This is a genomic window from Acinetobacter tandoii, from assembly GCF_008867985.1.
In the GTDB taxonomy this organism is placed as follows: Bacteria; Pseudomonadota; Gammaproteobacteria; order Pseudomonadales; family Moraxellaceae; genus Acinetobacter; species Acinetobacter tandoii.
Genome location: NZ_VXLD01000004.1, coordinates 1 through 15,872, shown reverse-complemented (window position 1 = coordinate 15,872; position 15,872 = coordinate 1). Strand labels below are relative to the sequence as shown.

At 41.4% G+C, this 15,872-nt stretch carries 14 protein-coding genes and 4 tRNA genes; 12 read left to right on the top strand and 6 right to left on the bottom strand.

Features of this window, described 5'->3' with window-relative positions:
- Positions 1 to 282 precede the first annotated feature (282 nt).
- The 4 genes from trpA to F4W09_RS07640 are packed head-to-tail and all read left to right on the top strand — an operon-like array spanning position 283 to position 4,281.
- Entirely contained in the window at positions 283 to 1,086 is an 804-nt protein-coding gene (gene trpA, locus F4W09_RS07655; RefSeq protein WP_016168168.1) for a tryptophan synthase subunit alpha, read from the top strand.
- Positions 1,083 to 1,979 carry an acetyl-CoA carboxylase, carboxyltransferase subunit beta gene (accD, locus tag F4W09_RS07650; protein ID WP_016168167.1) on the top strand — a complete coding sequence of 299 codons (897 nt, stop codon included), beginning with the start codon at positions 1,083 to 1,085 and terminating at the stop codon, positions 1,977 to 1,979. The genes trpA and accD overlap by 4 nt, the downstream gene beginning before the upstream one ends.
- Positions 1,976 to 3,262: a bifunctional tetrahydrofolate synthase/dihydrofolate synthase gene (gene folC, locus F4W09_RS07645; protein WP_151504480.1), complete on the top strand. Its 1,287-nt coding sequence runs from the start codon at positions 1,976 to 1,978 to the stop codon at positions 3,260 to 3,262. Before accD ends, folC begins: the two co-directional genes overlap by 4 nt.
- Positions 3,253 to 4,281: an SPOR domain-containing protein gene (locus F4W09_RS07640; protein WP_171492411.1), complete on the top strand. Its 1,029-nt coding sequence runs from the start codon at positions 3,253 to 3,255 to the stop codon at positions 4,279 to 4,281. Before folC ends, F4W09_RS07640 begins: the two co-directional genes overlap by 10 nt.
- Before the next feature lie 17 nt (positions 4,282 to 4,298).
- Here F4W09_RS07640 and F4W09_RS07635 read toward each other — a convergent pair whose 3' ends face one another.
- The 3 genes from F4W09_RS07635 to F4W09_RS07625 form a co-directional block, all read right to left on the bottom strand.
- Positions 4,299 to 4,889, bottom strand: coding sequence for a dual specificity protein phosphatase family protein (locus tag F4W09_RS07635; RefSeq protein ID WP_151504478.1), 591 nt, complete (start codon positions 4,887 to 4,889; stop codon positions 4,299 to 4,301).
- Positions 4,886 to 5,698: an MBL fold metallo-hydrolase gene (locus F4W09_RS07630; RefSeq protein WP_035301906.1), complete on the bottom strand. Its 813-nt coding sequence runs from the start codon at positions 5,696 to 5,698 to the stop codon at positions 4,886 to 4,888. Before F4W09_RS07630 ends, F4W09_RS07635 begins: the two co-directional genes overlap by 4 nt.
- Positions 5,699 to 5,840: 142 nt before the next feature.
- The gene (locus F4W09_RS07625) at positions 5,841 to 6,482 is read right to left on the bottom strand and encodes a peroxiredoxin (protein ID WP_044738744.1); all 642 of its coding nucleotides are present in this window, start codon (positions 6,480 to 6,482) and stop codon (positions 5,841 to 5,843) included.
- A 335-nt stretch (positions 6,483 to 6,817) separates the two neighbouring features.
- On the opposite strand from F4W09_RS07625, the gene secA reads away from it, so the two are divergent.
- The 8 genes from secA to F4W09_RS07585 all read left to right on the top strand — a co-directional run bounded on the left by secA (position 6,818) and on the right by F4W09_RS07585 (position 13,275).
- The gene (secA, locus tag F4W09_RS07620) at positions 6,818 to 9,547 is read left to right on the top strand and encodes a preprotein translocase subunit SecA (RefSeq protein ID WP_151504477.1); all 2,730 of its coding nucleotides are present in this window, start codon (positions 6,818 to 6,820) and stop codon (positions 9,545 to 9,547) included.
- A 175-nt stretch (positions 9,548 to 9,722) separates the two neighbouring features.
- Positions 9,723 to 10,079, top strand: a complete 357-nt coding sequence (locus F4W09_RS07615; RefSeq protein ID WP_044738746.1) for a hypothetical protein — start codon at positions 9,723 to 9,725, stop codon at positions 10,077 to 10,079.
- A gap of 216 nt (positions 10,080 to 10,295) precedes the next feature.
- Complete coding sequence (gene argJ / locus F4W09_RS07610) at positions 10,296 to 11,516, top strand: bifunctional glutamate N-acetyltransferase/amino-acid acetyltransferase ArgJ (protein WP_151504476.1); 1,221 nt, start codon at positions 10,296 to 10,298, stop codon at positions 11,514 to 11,516.
- Between the two features lie 148 nt (positions 11,517 to 11,664).
- A complete protein-coding gene (gene nadA / locus F4W09_RS07605) occupies positions 11,665 to 12,732 on the top strand; it encodes a quinolinate synthase NadA (protein WP_016168158.1) in 1,068 nt (355 codons plus the stop codon).
- A 154-nt stretch (positions 12,733 to 12,886) separates the two neighbouring features.
- Positions 12,887 to 12,963, top strand: a tRNA-Pro gene (locus F4W09_RS07600).
- A gap of 45 nt (positions 12,964 to 13,008) precedes the next feature.
- Positions 13,009 to 13,085 (top strand) — tRNA-Arg (locus tag F4W09_RS07595).
- 33 nt (positions 13,086 to 13,118) lie between these two features.
- A tRNA-His gene (locus F4W09_RS07590) sits at positions 13,119 to 13,194 on the top strand.
- A 4-nt stretch (positions 13,195 to 13,198) separates the two neighbouring features.
- Positions 13,199 to 13,275 (top strand) — tRNA-Pro (locus F4W09_RS07585).
- A 244-nt stretch (positions 13,276 to 13,519) separates the two neighbouring features.
- Here the strand turns inward: F4W09_RS07585 and yfiB are convergent.
- Genes yfiB through yfiR form a run of 3 tightly spaced genes read right to left on the bottom strand, consistent with a single transcriptional unit; the run spans position 13,520 to position 15,682 of the window.
- Entirely contained in the window at positions 13,520 to 14,005 is a 486-nt protein-coding gene (gene yfiB, locus F4W09_RS07580) for an outer membrane lipoprotein YfiB (protein WP_044737852.1), read from the bottom strand.
- A 10-nt stretch (positions 14,006 to 14,015) separates the two neighbouring features.
- Positions 14,016 to 15,227: a diguanylate cyclase DgcN/YfiN gene (dgcN, locus tag F4W09_RS07575; protein ID WP_151504475.1), complete on the bottom strand. Its 1,212-nt coding sequence runs from the start codon at positions 15,225 to 15,227 to the stop codon at positions 14,016 to 14,018.
- A gap of 2 nt (positions 15,228 to 15,229) precedes the next feature.
- The gene (gene yfiR / locus F4W09_RS07570) at positions 15,230 to 15,682 is read right to left on the bottom strand and encodes a regulatory sequestration protein YfiR (RefSeq protein ID WP_052662019.1); all 453 of its coding nucleotides are present in this window, start codon (positions 15,680 to 15,682) and stop codon (positions 15,230 to 15,232) included.
- Positions 15,683 to 15,872: the final 190 nt, after the last annotated feature.

Here is a 15,872-nt window from a genome sequence, read left to right as displayed (position 1 = left end):
AGTAGGGCAGTTTGTAGACTTTACTCAAGAAAATTGCCATTTTCTTGAATTGGTTCGATCTGTATAAAAGCGAAAATTAGGCATCTTTGATCATTGAGAAAACTCGCCAAATATTAGTAAATGTAGCTTTCGGGTTGTTCTGAATCATGTGATGTCGTATGAAATTCAAGGGAAGTGCATGAACTCTATTCAAGGTGCAAAAAATAGCGTTACAATGCATCGTCTTGTATTTCTACAAAACCAACTCCTCAGTTTTAAATAATTCAAGGAAAGTACAACCCTATGTCACGTTTAGCCACTCGTTTTGGACAACTTAAATCTCAACAGCGTAAAGCGCTAGTTTCCTATGTGATGGCTGGAGATCCTCATCCACAAGTAACGGTACCTCTGTTACATCAAATGGTTGAGGCGGGCGTAGATGTTATTGAACTTGGGCTCCCATTTTCAGATCCTATGGCGGATGGTCCTGTCATTGCTTTAGCCGCTGAGCGTGCTTTGGCTGGTGGAACCAATACCTTAGATGCGCTGAATATGGTGAAAGAGTTCCGTCAAAAAGATCAAGAAACACCTGTTGTTTTAATGGGATATTTAAATCCTGTTGAAGTCATTGGTTATGAAAAATTTGTAGCCTATGCCAATGAATGTGGTGTGGATGGCATCTTACTGGTCGATTTACCGCCAGAAGAAGCTAAAGCTCTGGATGATGTCCTGAAAAAGTACGAAATGGATCAAATTTTCTTACTTGCACCAACTTCTACAGATGAACGTATTCGTCATGTAGTAAAGCAAGCCAGCGGATTTATCTATTATGTATCTTTGAAAGGAGTAACAGGTGCAGCAACTTTAGATGTCTCTGAAGCTGCAGCACGTATCCAAAAAATTAAAGCAGAGACGGATATCCCTGTGGGTGTCGGTTTTGGTATTAGCGATGCTGCTTCTGCGAAAGCAATGGGTGGTGTAGCCGATGCTGTGATTGTCGGCAGTGCATTTGTAAAACAATTTGCGAGCTTGACACCAGAACAAGCCGTTGTTGAAACGGTTAATAAAGTCAAGGAGCTTCGAGCAGCGCTCGATGAGTTAGTATGAATCAAGAAGTGAAATCAGGGAAAATTCTTAGCCCATCGACACCGTGGACTGAACGTGGCGTTCCAGGTATTGAAGTTCCCGATGAGCAACAAGCACTCAAAGCAACATTTACCGAACCAACGGTTGAATGTCCTGAATGTCATGCATTGGTGACACGCACCGCAATGACATTTAATGCTTATGTTTGCCCACAGTGTGACGAACATTTACGCATGAAAGCGCGTGATCGTTTAACATGGTTCTTTGACCAAGTTAAAACGGAACTAGGTCAAGAATTTGTTGCGAAAGATCCACTTAAATTTGTCGATAGCAAGCCTTACCCAGAACGTATGGTTGAAGCGCAAAAGAAAACAGGTGAATCTGAAGCTTTAATCGTGATGCAAGGTACATTGAAAGATGTCGCAATGACCGCATGTGCTTTTGAATTCGACTTTATGGGCGGTTCAATGGGTACAGTCGTTGGTGATCGTTTTGTACAAGCAGCTGAACGCGCAATTGCACTTAAACAACCATTCATCTGTTTTGCAGCATCTGGTGGTGCACGTATGCAAGAAGGTATGTTGTCTTTAATGCAAATGGCACGTACTTCAGCAGCGATTCAACGTGTAAAAGAGGCAGGCTTACCGTATATCGTGGTATTAACCCATCCTGTATATGGTGGTGTAACCGCTTCATTGGCAATGTTAGGTGATGTGCATATTGCAGAGCCAAAAGCGATGATTGGTTTTGCTGGTAAACGTGTAATTGAGCAAACAGTACGTGAGAAATTGGAAGAACCGTTCCAACGTGCTGAATACCTGCTTGATCATGGTGTAATCGATCAAATCGTTCATCGTCATGCATTACGTGATACTGTATATCGTATTGTGACCAAATTGATGAATTTACCTTGAACAACACTGCACCACTTGCACAAGATAATTTAGACACATGGCTCTCGTATTGGGGCCATGTTCACGTTACGGGGATTGATTTAGGTCTGGAACGCGTCGTTCCCGTCGCTGAAATGTTGGGTGTAACGCAACCAGAAGCGAAAGTGATTACGGTTGCTGGCACCAACGGTAAAGGTTCAACCACTACGACCTTGGCTGCTATTTTAAATGCCCAAGGCTACAAGGTTGGACTTTATCAGTCACCGCATATTTATCGTTTTAATGAACGGGTTAAACTGGCAGGTCAAGAAGTCGATGACCAAAGTCTGATAGATGCTTTTGTTCAGGTCGATCAGGCACGTCGTGCATGCAATTTGAGTTTATCTTTCTTTGAAGCAACCACTTTGGCTGCTTTTTTGATTTTTAAACAGCAAGCATGTGATGTCTGGGTGCTTGAGGTGGGGCTAGGAGGCCGTCTGGATGTGGTCAATGTGATTGATCCAGATGTTGCAGTCATTACCAATATTGGTTTAGACCATACAGATTGGTTAGGCGATACCATCGAGAAAATTGCCTATGAAAAGGCTGGCATTATTCGCCCTAATATTCCTGTTATTTTTGGTGGATTACAAAGTTTACCAGAAGCGATTGCCAAAAAAGCACAAGAGTGTCATGCACTGTTATTTGCTGCTGAACGCGATTATTTTTATCAATTGAGTGAAGATGGACAGCATTGGTTATTTGCGTCTTCTGGAACCACCTTAAAATTACCACTTGGTCGTTTGGCATTAGAAAATATTTCTACCGCTGTTGCTGCTGTTTTGTTGAGTGGGTTGGAGATTCGACAGGAAGCAATTGCGCAGGGTATTCAACGGGCACAACTGTCAGGACGTTTTGAAATTCGTCAAATTGCAGATAAAACCGTGATTTTTGATGCGGGACATAATCCACATGGCGTTGATTTTTTGTTAAAGCAATTGCGAAATTTCCTAAAATACAATAAACAATACACAGAAGTGGTTGCTGTTTTTTCAATGTTGGCTGATAAAGATATTAAATCTGTAGTTGAGTCATTAAAAAATAGTATTTTAATGTGGAAAATTGCCCCATTAACGGTACCGCGAGCTGCGGAAATTGCCCAACTTGATGATGCATTACAACAGCAGACAGTACAGCATTTCACTAATGTTCAATTAGCTTTCCAATCAGCCCTCGATGAATCTAAAAATAATCAGCTGATTTTAGTATGTGGTTCATTTCATACTTTGGAAGCAGTCTGGGAGTATTTGGAAGAATGTCAATGAATAACAAACAACGCTGGATGGGTGGTGTTGTTTTATTAGGTGGTGGTGTTTTATTGGCAGCCTTGCTTCTGAAAGGTAAAGAAGAAATACATCAAAATAATATCAAACACCCTGAATTGGTCGAGCAAGTTCAGCAAAAAAATGCAAAACCAGACAGTGGGATGGTGCAATTGCAAGGTCTTACTGTTGATGTTGAAACGGAAAAACGATTGCTTGAAGAGCAACGCCGTGCTCGTGAGAAGGCAGTTGCAGAGCAAGAAGCCCGCGCAGCCGAATTTTTAGCCATGCAACAGCAAGCTGAAGCGGATGCTGCACGTAAAGCAGCTGAAGAATATGCAGCATTAAATGCAGCCCGAACGGGTGCACAACAAAGTTCAGATAATATTCCACCTGAATTGGTTGAAGATGAAAAAGCTAAGCAAAAGCGCCTGGCGGAGGAAAAACTTACTGCGCAAAAGAAGCTAGATCAGCAGAAGGCGCAACAACAGTCTGAAGCTGATAAAAAATTGAGTGCAGAAAACCTTAAGGCAGAGGCACTGCGTAAGGCTGATCAGGAACGTAAAGCACGTGAAAAAGCTGCTGAAGAAAAAAAATTACGTGAAGTTGAAGCTCAACGTAAATTAGAGGCACAACGTAAGGCAGATCAAGAGCGTCAAGCAACAGCCAAAGCCGCTGAAGAAAAGAAACTACGTGAAGCGGAAGCGAAACGTAAAGAAGACGCGAAAAAGAAAGCTGAAGCCGACAAGGCACGAGATTTACTCGAAAATGGTGATAAGCAGTGGATGGTTCAGGTGGCTCTTGCTGCCAATGCTGCCAATGCAGATAGCGTCATTTCCAAGTTAAAGGCAAAAGGCTATAAAGTGGTACAAAGTCCAACATCGAAAGGTATTCGAATTATGGTTGGACCTGCCAAAAGTCGTGATGTCGCAGATGTGACCCGTAAAAAGATTACTACCGATGCGAGCTTGAATATGAAGTCCGCATGGGTCATTGATTGGGTACCCTTAGACCGTCGTTAGTTCATTACAGTCATGCTTTAAGATGGATTCGAGAGTTGCTCTTGAATCCATTTTACATTTTCGGGGGTAAATAAATTTTCGATGTTTTGCCAAATAGGGTGGAAACCATAGCCCCCATATTTCATTTCTTGTAAAGCGTCATCAATACTCCATTGTTCAAAAACAATTCGATACATGGCGATGCTGGCACCTGTACGATCTGAGCCGTGGTAACAATGAATCAGTACTTTTTGTTGTTGTGCTTTGGCCAATTGAATTTGGCGCATCACAGCCAATAAATCTTCCCGATTAATAGCCCAAGTATGAATGGGAATATGTACTAACTCAAAGTTTTGCGCATCTAAGTTTTGTGGGTCTTGATGGCGCGATCTTAAATTGATTACAACACCAATATCATGAGCTTTGAGTGAGGATGCCATCTCTGTATTGGGTTGTTCACTACGAAAAATATCGGTACTGATTTGATAAAAATTATCAGCTTGATTGATTAAGGTTCCCCATTGCGTTGGTCGAGCTTCAGGCGGTAGTGCTGGCGTAGTCATACAGCCAGAAAGATTTAGCGTACTGAAACAGAGGCAGCTATAGAGAATACTGATTTGAATTTTCATTGGTATCGGGCTAATTCTACAGGGTCATGCGCACAGATGAGTTGAACTTCTGGATGTTTTTGTGACAGCGTTTGCAGGCGTTTTAAATTTTCTACACGTGCTAGATTATCTTCGGCAAAGAATTGTTCGACCTGATTTAAGGTTCTAAGTTTGTGCTGACCATCCAGTTGTAAATGTGAGTAGTAGGCATCTCCACAGAAAAGCAACCATTGATCTTGGTCGCGAACAGCAATACCACTGTGTCCTGCGGTATGCCCCAAGAGTGGAATCATCAACAGGTCATTTTCAAATAAATCAAAATTACGAATCTGTTTGAGGTTGAACCAGTCATCGTTAGCAATCGGTTCAATAAAGTTCCAGTAACGATGTTGTTGAAACTGTTTTACTTTATAACGCGCTTTGCGTTTGTAATGGTTCAAATTTTGTGTAGCATTATATTCGGAAGACAGCACATGCACCGTCGCTTGAGGGAAATCTGAAATACCCCCAGCATGGTCAAAGTCTAAGTGCGAAACAAAAATATGCTGAACATCTTTGGGGTTAAAGCCAAGTTTTTGTATTTGTGCGATGGCGGTCAGTTCTAAATTGTTTTCAATTTTTCCAAACCGCGCAATCATCTTGCCAAGACGTGCTTTGGTATGAAGAAGATCCTGCATACCTAAACCTGTATCAATCAAGACCAATCCACGGTCCGTTTCTAACAATAAACAATGACAGATCACATGAGCATGGAATCCTTTTTGCCCAAATAAGGGGCCGCAAACAGGGCACATGGTGCCACAATGTAAATGATGAATGTTATGAATCACAGTCTTTATTCTTAAAATGATTTGCTGTATTTATAACTGACTGTTATCAAAATACCAAGTGGAACTTAGCAGTGGGTGATGAATTTACCCAAATAGCCTGTCTGTAGACAGGCTAAAAATGTTTGCTGAAAATACCTTCGTTTTATTCTAGATTGGGTTGTGGCGTTAAGCGTAAATAAGGTTTTACTGCGGTATAACCTTTTGGGAAGCGTTGTTTCAATTCAGCTTCATCTTGTAAAGAAGGTACAATCACCACATCATCGCCATGCGTCCAGTTAGCAGGGGTTGCAACTTTATGATGATCAGTCAGTTGTAAAGAGTCAATCACGCGCAAAATTTCATGGAAGTTACGTCCTGTTGACGCAGGATAAGTAATAATTAACCGCACTTTTTTATTCGGGTCAATAATCACCAAAGAACGTACTGTCAAGGTTTCACTCGCATTCGGATGAATAAAGTCATAAAGGGTGGAGACCTTACGATCTTTATCGGCAATGATTGGGAAATTGACCGTAGTATTCTGGGTTTCATTAATATCCTGAATCCAGCCATGATGTGATTCGACATCATCGACAGACAATGCAATTGCTTTGACTCCGCGCTGCGCAAATTCATCTTTTAGTTTCGCAGTGTAGCCCAGTTCGGTCGTACATACAGGCGTATAGTCTGCGGGATGAGAAAACAGAATGCCCCAACTATCACCTAAATAATCATAAAAATTAATCAGACCTTCACTCGAATCCTGTTCAAAATTGGGTGCGATATCGCCTAAACGTAGTGACATTTTTATTTACCTCAATTGTTTTGTGTATTTGATTTAAGTCAGACTATCGCGCAATTCTTTTACTATGAAAAATAGCTTTTTTGCATTTGTTTATGCAAGAAATGAATAAGCAAGATGGATATCGCTGTGAAAATATCTATTGATTCAAGATGAACGCTCTATATCGTCTGATCGAAATTTGCTACATTATTTCGCCTTAGGTCAGGGGCTAGAACCAGTGATCAGAATTTTTTTATTGGTTTTGTGCAAAACCCTTGTACTTCAAATTTCTAGCACCATAATAACGTCTGAGAAAAAATTTATTCATTGACAAGCAAGATTTAGAGAGTCTATTCATGTTGGCAAGTCTGATCGGAGGAATCTTCGGTACCAAAAATGAGCGCGAACTCAAACGCATGCGTAAAATCGTAGACAAGATTAATGCGCTCGAGCCGACGATATCTGCCTTAAACGACGCAGACTTATCTGCAAAAACCGAAGAATTCAAACAACGTTATAACAAAGGTGAAAGCCTCGATAAATTATTGCCAGAAGCGTTTGCAGTTTGTCGTGAAGCAGCAAAGCGTGTCATGGGTATGCGTCATTACGATGTGCAGTTGATTGGTGGTATTACCTTGCATGAAGGTAAAATTGCTGAGATGCGTACGGGTGAGGGTAAAACGCTCATGGGTACACTGGCGTGTTATTTGAATGCGATCAGTGGTCAGGGCGTGCATGTCATCACGGTGAATGACTACTTAGCTCAGCGTGATGCCGAGTTAAACCGTCCCCTCTTTGAATTCTTGGGTTTAAGCATTGGTATTATTTATTCCATGCAAAATCCAATGGAAAAAGCAGATGCCTACCGTGCAGATATCACTTACGGTACTAACAATGAATTTGGTTTTGACTACTTGCGCGACAATATGGTGTTTGCGCTTGCTGAGAAAAAACAACGTGGTTTGATTTATGCCATTATTGACGAAGTGGACTCAATTCTCATTGATGAAGCACGTACGCCGTTAATTATCTCGGGTCAAAGTGACGACTCTTCTCAGCTTTATTCAGCGATCAATACCATTCCACCAAAACTGCATGCGCAAAAAGAAGAAAAAGTTGCAGATGGCGGTCATTTCTGGATTGATGAAAAACAACGTTCGGTAGAAATGACCGAAATTGGTTTTGAAACTGTTGAAAATGAATTGATTGAGATGGGATTGCTGGCTGAAGGTGAGAGCTTATATTCAGCATCTAACCTCAACTTAGTGCATCACGTGACGGCTGCGATTCGTGCGCATTTCTTGTATCAACGTAACGTACATTACATTATCCACGAAGGTGAAGTCATCATTGTGGACGAGAACACTGGTCGTACTATGCCAGGTCGTCGTTGGTCTGAAGGTCTACATCAAGCAGTAGAAGCCAAAGAAGGCTTGGAAATTCAGCCAGAAAACCAGACTTTGGCAACCACGACTTTCCAGAACTATTTCCGCTTATACAAAAAATTGTCAGGCATGACGGGTACCGCAGATACTGAAGCGGCGGAAATGAAAGAAATTTATGGTTTGGATGTAGTGATTATTCCAACACACCGACCAATGATTCGTCAGGATCAAAACGATTTAATCTATTTGAATCGTAATGGCAAATACAATGCAATCATCCAAGAAATTCAGCGTGTACATGAAGCAGGTGTAGCTCCAATTTTGATTGGTACTGCGACCATTGAAGCTTCTGAAATCTTATCGGAAAAGCTGAAAGAAGCAGGTATTCAGCATGAAGTACTGAATGCTAAGCAGCATGAGCGTGAAGCTGATATTATTGCTCAAGCAGGTTCACCACGCGCCGTAACTATTGCTACCAACATGGCAGGCCGTGGTACCGATATTATCTTGGGTGGTAACTGGAAAGCTAAACTGGCCAAAATTGAAAATCATACACCTGAAGATGAAGCTCGCTTAAAAGAAGAGTGGGAACAAAACCACGAAATGGTCTTGGCTTCAGGTGGTTTACATATTATTGGTTCTGAACGCCATGAATCACGTCGTATTGATAACCAGTTGCGTGGTCGTGCGGGACGTCAAGGTGACCCAGGCGTGTCACGCTTCTATTTGTCACTTGAAGATGACTTGATGCGTATCTTTGCAGGTGACCGTGTGGTTGCCATGATGCGTGCCATGGGCTTGCAAGAAGACGAAGCGATTGAACACAAAATGGTGTCGCGCTCGATTGAAAATGCACAGCGTAAAGTGGAAGCACGTAACTTTGATATTCGTAAGAATCTATTGAAGTACGATGATGTGAATAACGAACAGCGTAAGATTATTTATTCACAACGTGATGATGTTCTCGCAGAAAATACGTTGCAAGAATATGTCGAAGAAATGCATCATGAAGTGATGAAAGCGGTGATTGCCAATTACATTCCACCAGAGTCGATTCACGATCAGTGGGATATTGAAGGTCTTGAGCGTGCATTACGTGAAGAATTTGCAGTCGATTTACCGATTAATCACTGGTTGGAAAATGAGCGTCGCTTAGATGAAGAGGCGCTGGTTGATCGTATTACCGACGAGATTGTCGCGCGCTATCGTTCGCGTCGCGAACAAATGGGGCCTGAATCGGCAGCGATGCTTGAGCGCCATTTTGTCTTGAGTTCATTGGATCGCCATTGGAAAGACCATTTGGCAGCCATGGATTACTTGCGCCAAGGGATTCATTTACGTGGTTATGCGCAAAAAAATCCTGAGCAAGAATATAAGAAAGAAGCATTCAACTTATTCGTCAATATGTTGGCTGTGATTAAAACTGATGTGGTGACCGATTTGTCTCGTGTACATGTGCCGACTCCAGAAGAGCTAGCAGCAATGGAAGCGCAAAAACAAGCGCAAGCCGAAGCAATGCAATTAAACCTTTCACACGATGAAGTAGACGGCTTAACAGGTGAAGTGACTTCGCAGATTAGTTCTGAACAACATTTAGGTTTCAACCCTACAGATCAAGATGTCGTTGCTCCAGCTAGTCGTAACTCTCCTTGCCCATGTGGTTCAGGTCTAAAATATAAACAATGTCATGGTAAAATTTAATTTTATCAATTGACTAAAGTAAACCCTTGTATCGTTTCTATCTTTTGAAGCACTACAAGGGTTTTTTGTTCTTATGTGAACTGTAGTTAAATATTTTCAAGATGTGAATAAGGTTTGCAGTGTTCATTATTAAGTGTTATTAAGTTGCTGATTGGAACCTGAAAAGCGAAAGATAATGAAAAAATTATTACGCCCCTTAGTTGTTGCTGTTTTGGCAATCCCGACTTTGGCTATGGCGAATACGCCTGAAACAACAACAGTTGCCAAAGTAGAAGCTGCTCAAGGTGCAACAACCGCAGCAGCTACGGTACAAGATACTAATGTTACGGTGATGAGTCCGCGTACTGGGATTAAATATACTTTCCCAAATGCGCAGCAACGTCCAATTATCTTAAAAACAGCAGCAGTGAGTGCTGCAACCACAACAACGGCAAGTCGTATTGTTGCGACTAACCCAGCACTTTCTGCGGAAAGCCAAGAGCAAGCGAAACAAACGCTTGTAGGAAGTCCAACGCAGTTGGCGGCAAACTAAGTCGATATATCAAAAGGCAGCTTACGAGCTGCTTTTTTTTGTATAGGTATTGGTTCGAGTCGATTAATTATGCGAAATACCCTTTTAAATTGAGGTGAATATAAGTTTTAGCTGTGTAAAAGGAATACGCAGGAAATTGCCTGAAACACCTCGATTTTTAGTTGCATTTCTACTAAGCTGTGACACTTACTTGAACAACAAAGTGGACATTTAAAAATGGCAGTGGGTGACGTTACTATGCCACAGATGCATGTGGTCAAAGGGGTAAAAATCGGTTCGGCTGAAGCATATATTCGCTATCAGAACCGACGTGATCTGGTCATTTTTGAATTTGCCGAAGGTTCAAATGTTGCGGGTGTTTTCACACAGAATGCATTCTGTGCAGCACCAGTACATGTATCAAAAGCCCATTTGGCTGTGGGAAATCCACGTTATTTAATTATTAATACAGGCAATGCCAATGCTGGAACAGGTACTTTGGGAATGCAAAATGCCCAAGAAACTTGTATGCAATTGGCAAAATTGGCAGGTGTTAATCCAGAACAGGTTCTCCCTTTTTCTACAGGTGTGATTGGTGAACAGTTACCATTACCACGTCTAGTTGCAGGTCTACAGCCAGCATTGGATAGTTTGCAGGAAGATGCATGGACAGATGCCGCATTTGGCATTATGACCACGGATACAACACCTAAAGGTGCATCTGAGCAGTTTGAGCTAGATGGTGTATTGTACACCATGACAGGTATTTCCAAAGGTGCGGGCATGATTCGTCCAAATATGGCGACCATGTTGGGCTATGTTGCGACTGATGCTCCGATTTCCCGTGCTTTAGTGCAACAATTGTTACAAATTGCGGTGAATCAATCTTTTAACCGTATTACCATCGATGGCGATACTTCTACCAACGACTCTTGTATTTTTGTTGCCACGGGTCAAGCAGGTGGTGTTGAAATTACATCAATAGAGGATGCTCGTTATACAACTGTGCTTGAAGTTCTTGTTCGTGTCATGAAACGCCTAGCACAACTGATTGTGCGTGATGGTGAGGGTGCAACCAAGTTCATGACAGTCGTAGTTGAAGGTGGTGCAGATACACAAGAATGTTGTGATATTGCTTACAGTATTGCGCATTCTCCGTTGGTTAAAACTGCATTTTTTGCTTCTGATCCAAACTGGGGCCGTATTTTGGCAGCCATTGGTTATGCTGGGGTAAAAAATTTAGAGGTTGAAAAAATTCAGGTTTGGTTAGATGATGTACAAATCTGTAAGGATGGTGGCGCCGCAGCGGATTATACGGAAGCAGAAGGCGCACGCGTAATGGCACAAACAGAGATTACCATTCGGGTGGACTTGGGTCGCGGTCAAGCGAAGGATACGGTCTATACCTGTGATTTATCTTATGACTATGTCAAAATTAATGCGGATTACCGTTCTTAATGGCATTTGAGTGAAGAAAAGCCTCCGTTGTGAGGCTTTTTTACCAATTAAAGTTTTGAATGACTGGTCAATTCAGCACAGTGCCAAATTGACCGTGTTATGGATGCACCGCTTGTGAACAAGCAGTTGGGATAGAGAAGACGTTTTTATGAATGATGCGACCAATTTAATTGCCAATGACGCAAAATCGATTGTGCAGGCGCATTTAGACCGTTTAGGCGAGCCAAAAGACAATCATTTGACTGAGCAAGCCAAACAGGAAAAATTTGAACAAATCAAAGCGGAATTGAAAAAACGTGATGCTGTTCTTGTCGCGCATTATTACTGCGACCCTGAAGTTCAGGAATTGGCAGAGTTGACGGGCGGTTGTGTATCAGACTCTTTGGAAATGGCACGCTTTGGTCGCGATCACGCAGCCTCGACGTTGGTAGTAGCAGGTGTGAAATTTATGGGAGAAACTGCAAAAATTCTCTCCCCAGAAAAAACTGTGTTGATGCCGACCTTAGAAGCAACTTGTTCACTCGATTTAGGCTGCCCTGTAGATGAATTTACAGCGTTCTGTGATCAGCATCCTGATCATACTGTCGTGGTTTATGCCAATACCTCTGCTGCTGTAAAAGCACGCGCAGATTGGGTGGTGACTTCTAGTTGTGCCGTCGAGATTATTGAGCATTTGGATAGCTTGGGTGAGAAGATCATTTGGGCGCCAGATCAGCACTTGGGACGTTATATTCAAAAGAAAACGGGTGCAGATATGCTGCTTTGGGATGGCGCATGTATCGTACATGAAGAATTCCGTGCCCGCGGCATTGCCAACATGAAAGCACTCTATCCAGATGCTGCGGTTTTGGTTCATCCTGAATCGCCAGAATCTGTGGTTGATATTGCAGATGCCGTTGGAAGTACCTCGCAATTGATTAAAGCGGCACAGACCTTACCGCATGAACGTTTAATCGTGGCGACAGACCGAGGCATCTTCTACAAGATGCAACAAGCAGTACCCAACAAAATTTTAGTCGAAGCACCGACAGCAGGTGAGGGAGCGACGTGTCGTTCTTGTGCACATTGTCCTTGGATGGCGATGAATGAATTGGATGGAATTTTGCAGGTATTACAGCAAGGTGATCAGGAAATTCATGTTGATCCAGCTTTGGCAGAACGTGCCAAATTACCTCTAGATCGCATGCTTAACTTCAGTGCGAGTTTAAAACGTTAAAAATTGTTTAAAAAATATCAGAAATGCTTGATATTTATACGTTTGACGCATTTTTTTAACTTTTTTTAAATATAGGTGTTGACGTTCTTGGGCGTCGCGCCTAGAATGCACACCGTACCGCACGATGTGCGATACGGTAAAAGCTGAGATGAATCGGAGCATAGCACAGCCTGGTAGTGCACCTGGTTTGGGACCAGGGGGTCGTAGGTTCGAATCCTACTGCTCCGACCAATTCTTCAAGGCAAAGTATCATATGATATTAGTATCATCGGTCATGCGCCTGTAGCTCAGTTGGATAGAGCATCCGCCTTCTAAGCGGATGGTCACAGGTTCGAATCCTGTCAGGCGCGCCATTTGGTAGCTTGATATTGTAGGACTATATAGTGGTGGATGTAGCTCAGTTGGTAGAGCCCTGGATTGTGATTCCAGTTGTCGCGGGTTCGAATCCCGTCATTCACCCCAATTTCGGAGCATAGCACAGCCTGGTAGTGCACCTGGTTTGGGACCAGGGGGTCGTAGGTTCGAATCCTACTGCTCCGACCATTTTAATAAATGGTCGAGATAAAGATGCCGCGTTAAGCGGTTTTTTTATGTCTAAAATTTAATAAAACCCTATTATATCTTGCTAAATTTTCATAATCACAATTGGCAATTAAACTCTCCTTCTTTTTGTCTTTGGTTTTTTAAATCAAAAAAAGGTTGTCTAGGCAAGCTGCTAGACAACCTGAAATATGTTGAGGGGTATCGGTTGTTCTATGGTTTTGAATGTAGCTTGGTCGTTTAAGCCTTAAGGGATAATAATAATATTCACACGACGGTTGATCGCTCGATTTTCATCAGAGCTATTTTCTACAAGGGGTTGTGAAGAACCTCGTCCAATGGTGTGAAGATTATTAGGTTGAAAGCCTGTTTGAAGAAAAATTGTAGATACACTGGTCGCACGTTTTTCTGACAAAATTTGATTATAAGTACTGTCACCAATATCATCGGTATGACCAACAATCTTAATTTTATTGAGCTTGTATTTTTGCAACTGTGTTGAAAGGCGCGTAAGTTCGTCAGTTTGCTCAGCTTTAATTTCATAGCTGTCAAAACCAAATAATAAGCGCTCGGGTAAGCGTAAACTCCAGCCTTCATCAGTTAATACGAAGCCCTCTTTTTTGAGCATACGAGCTTGCTTATAGTTTAAATGTCCCCAACTGGCACACGCGCTCAAAACGCTACTGAGCAATAGAATGAGTGCGAGTTTAATAGGATGTGAAAGGGTTATCATTGTAAAGTTCCTAACGTAGAGAGAAGTACCAGCCTTGTTGCAATGTTTTTGCTTTATACATTGCGCTATCGGCGGCAGTGATGAGATCCTCAGGACTATGTGCTTGCTCGGTTGAAGCAATCCCGATAGAGAAGCTGAAATAAATCTGATGTTGATCAAAATGAAGCGGTTGTTCGCAGCATTTCAATAAATTTTCACTAATTTTAGTGAGGTGTTCGGTCTTGGTGACGTTGCGAATGAGGATGGCAAACTCATCTCCACCCAGACGTGCAATAAAATCATCTTGTCTTAAGCTGTTTTGCAACCTTTTAGCCATTTCCTGTAATACTGCATCACCCGCTAAATGACCATATTGGTCGTTGATTTCTTTAAAGTTGTTATTATCAATAAAAAATAATGCAGAGGTGGTCTTGGGGGATTGTTCAAAGCTGGCCAGAAGTGTTTGATAAAAATAATGACGGTTAGGTAATTGTGTAAGCTGATCATGTAATGCTTGATGAGCCAATACATCATTTTCCGCACGTAGTTTTTGGGTTGATGCTTGAATCTTATCTAACAATTCATTAAATACCTCATTCAGTTGTTGTAGTTCTTTGATATTGGAATGTGGCAAGCGCAGTTGATAGGCTTTAAATTCACTAATTTCGCGTGCAGTAGAAACCAGCGGGTGAATAGAACGCATTAAATATTGGTATGTAGAACGGACAGACCAAAGAAGTGCAAATAAAATTAAAATAATAGCCAGACATAAACCAATTAAAATTTTAAAGAAAAAATCTAACAGACTTTGTGAACTACCATAGACGACAATCGAACCGTAATACTGCTGATTATGTTGAATAGAGATTTGAATCGGTTGCTGAAAAAACAAATGATCTAAAATACTTTGAGTATTCTGGAAGGATTTAGCAACTTGTCGACTGTTTGCAATCTCATGCTTTGAAGGATCAAGGACTAGAATGGAACGAATAGAATATTGCGTGGTGTAATTATTTAAGATTTGTTGAATCGTTATGCGGTCATTAAATACCATAGCAGGCTGTATGCGCTCACTCAATGCCTCAGCAAGAATATTTAAGCTCTGTTTTGCGTAAGTATTCATGGTGTAGGTTGAAACGACAATAAAAATAATCGTGCAAATTGAAAAAGTTAAAGCAAACATTGCGAGCTGCGAACGTTTGAATAAGGATTGTAATGAGGTCATGCGAGAATGTTTAACCATTTTTATTGCTCCGTCGCTTTCGCAAGCAATAACACGCGTGGATCAACACGTACTTTGGATTGACTCAAACTATCTAAGTTCACTTTAAATGAGGTGCTGTTATTACGTGTATAAAGACAGAAGGCACTTCCAATTTCACAGGCTTGGTTGGTCGAGCTAAAAGAGAGGGGGGGATCCTGTCTTTGACTGTGAATAATTTTTTGCTCTTCCTGAGGGGAAAAAGTAGATAAAAAAATGGCATTACACGAAGATTTATCTAATTCATTTAAACGAATCGATGAAATTTTGTAATGATAACCTTGCAAGCGTAAGGCTTGATTAAATTGCACTGCATAGTTTGGATTATCAATCACACACAAAGCTGGAGTGGGGGTATTCCATTTCGCATAACTTAAGATAGATAACGTGATAATAAACATATTATGTGTAGAAACGGCATATACAGGCTTTGACATCAATACAGTGATGAAAATAAATACATAAACCTTTATTTTAGTGTTAACCATTTCAAGTAATTTGTTTAATAAGTGAAATAAGTTAATGATTGTAGCTAAAAGTAGCCAATAAAAATAGTTCTCATATTTTGGGAGAGTAATGCTGGAAATAGCATTTTATGATTAAAAAAAGAACGCTTGATAATTTAAT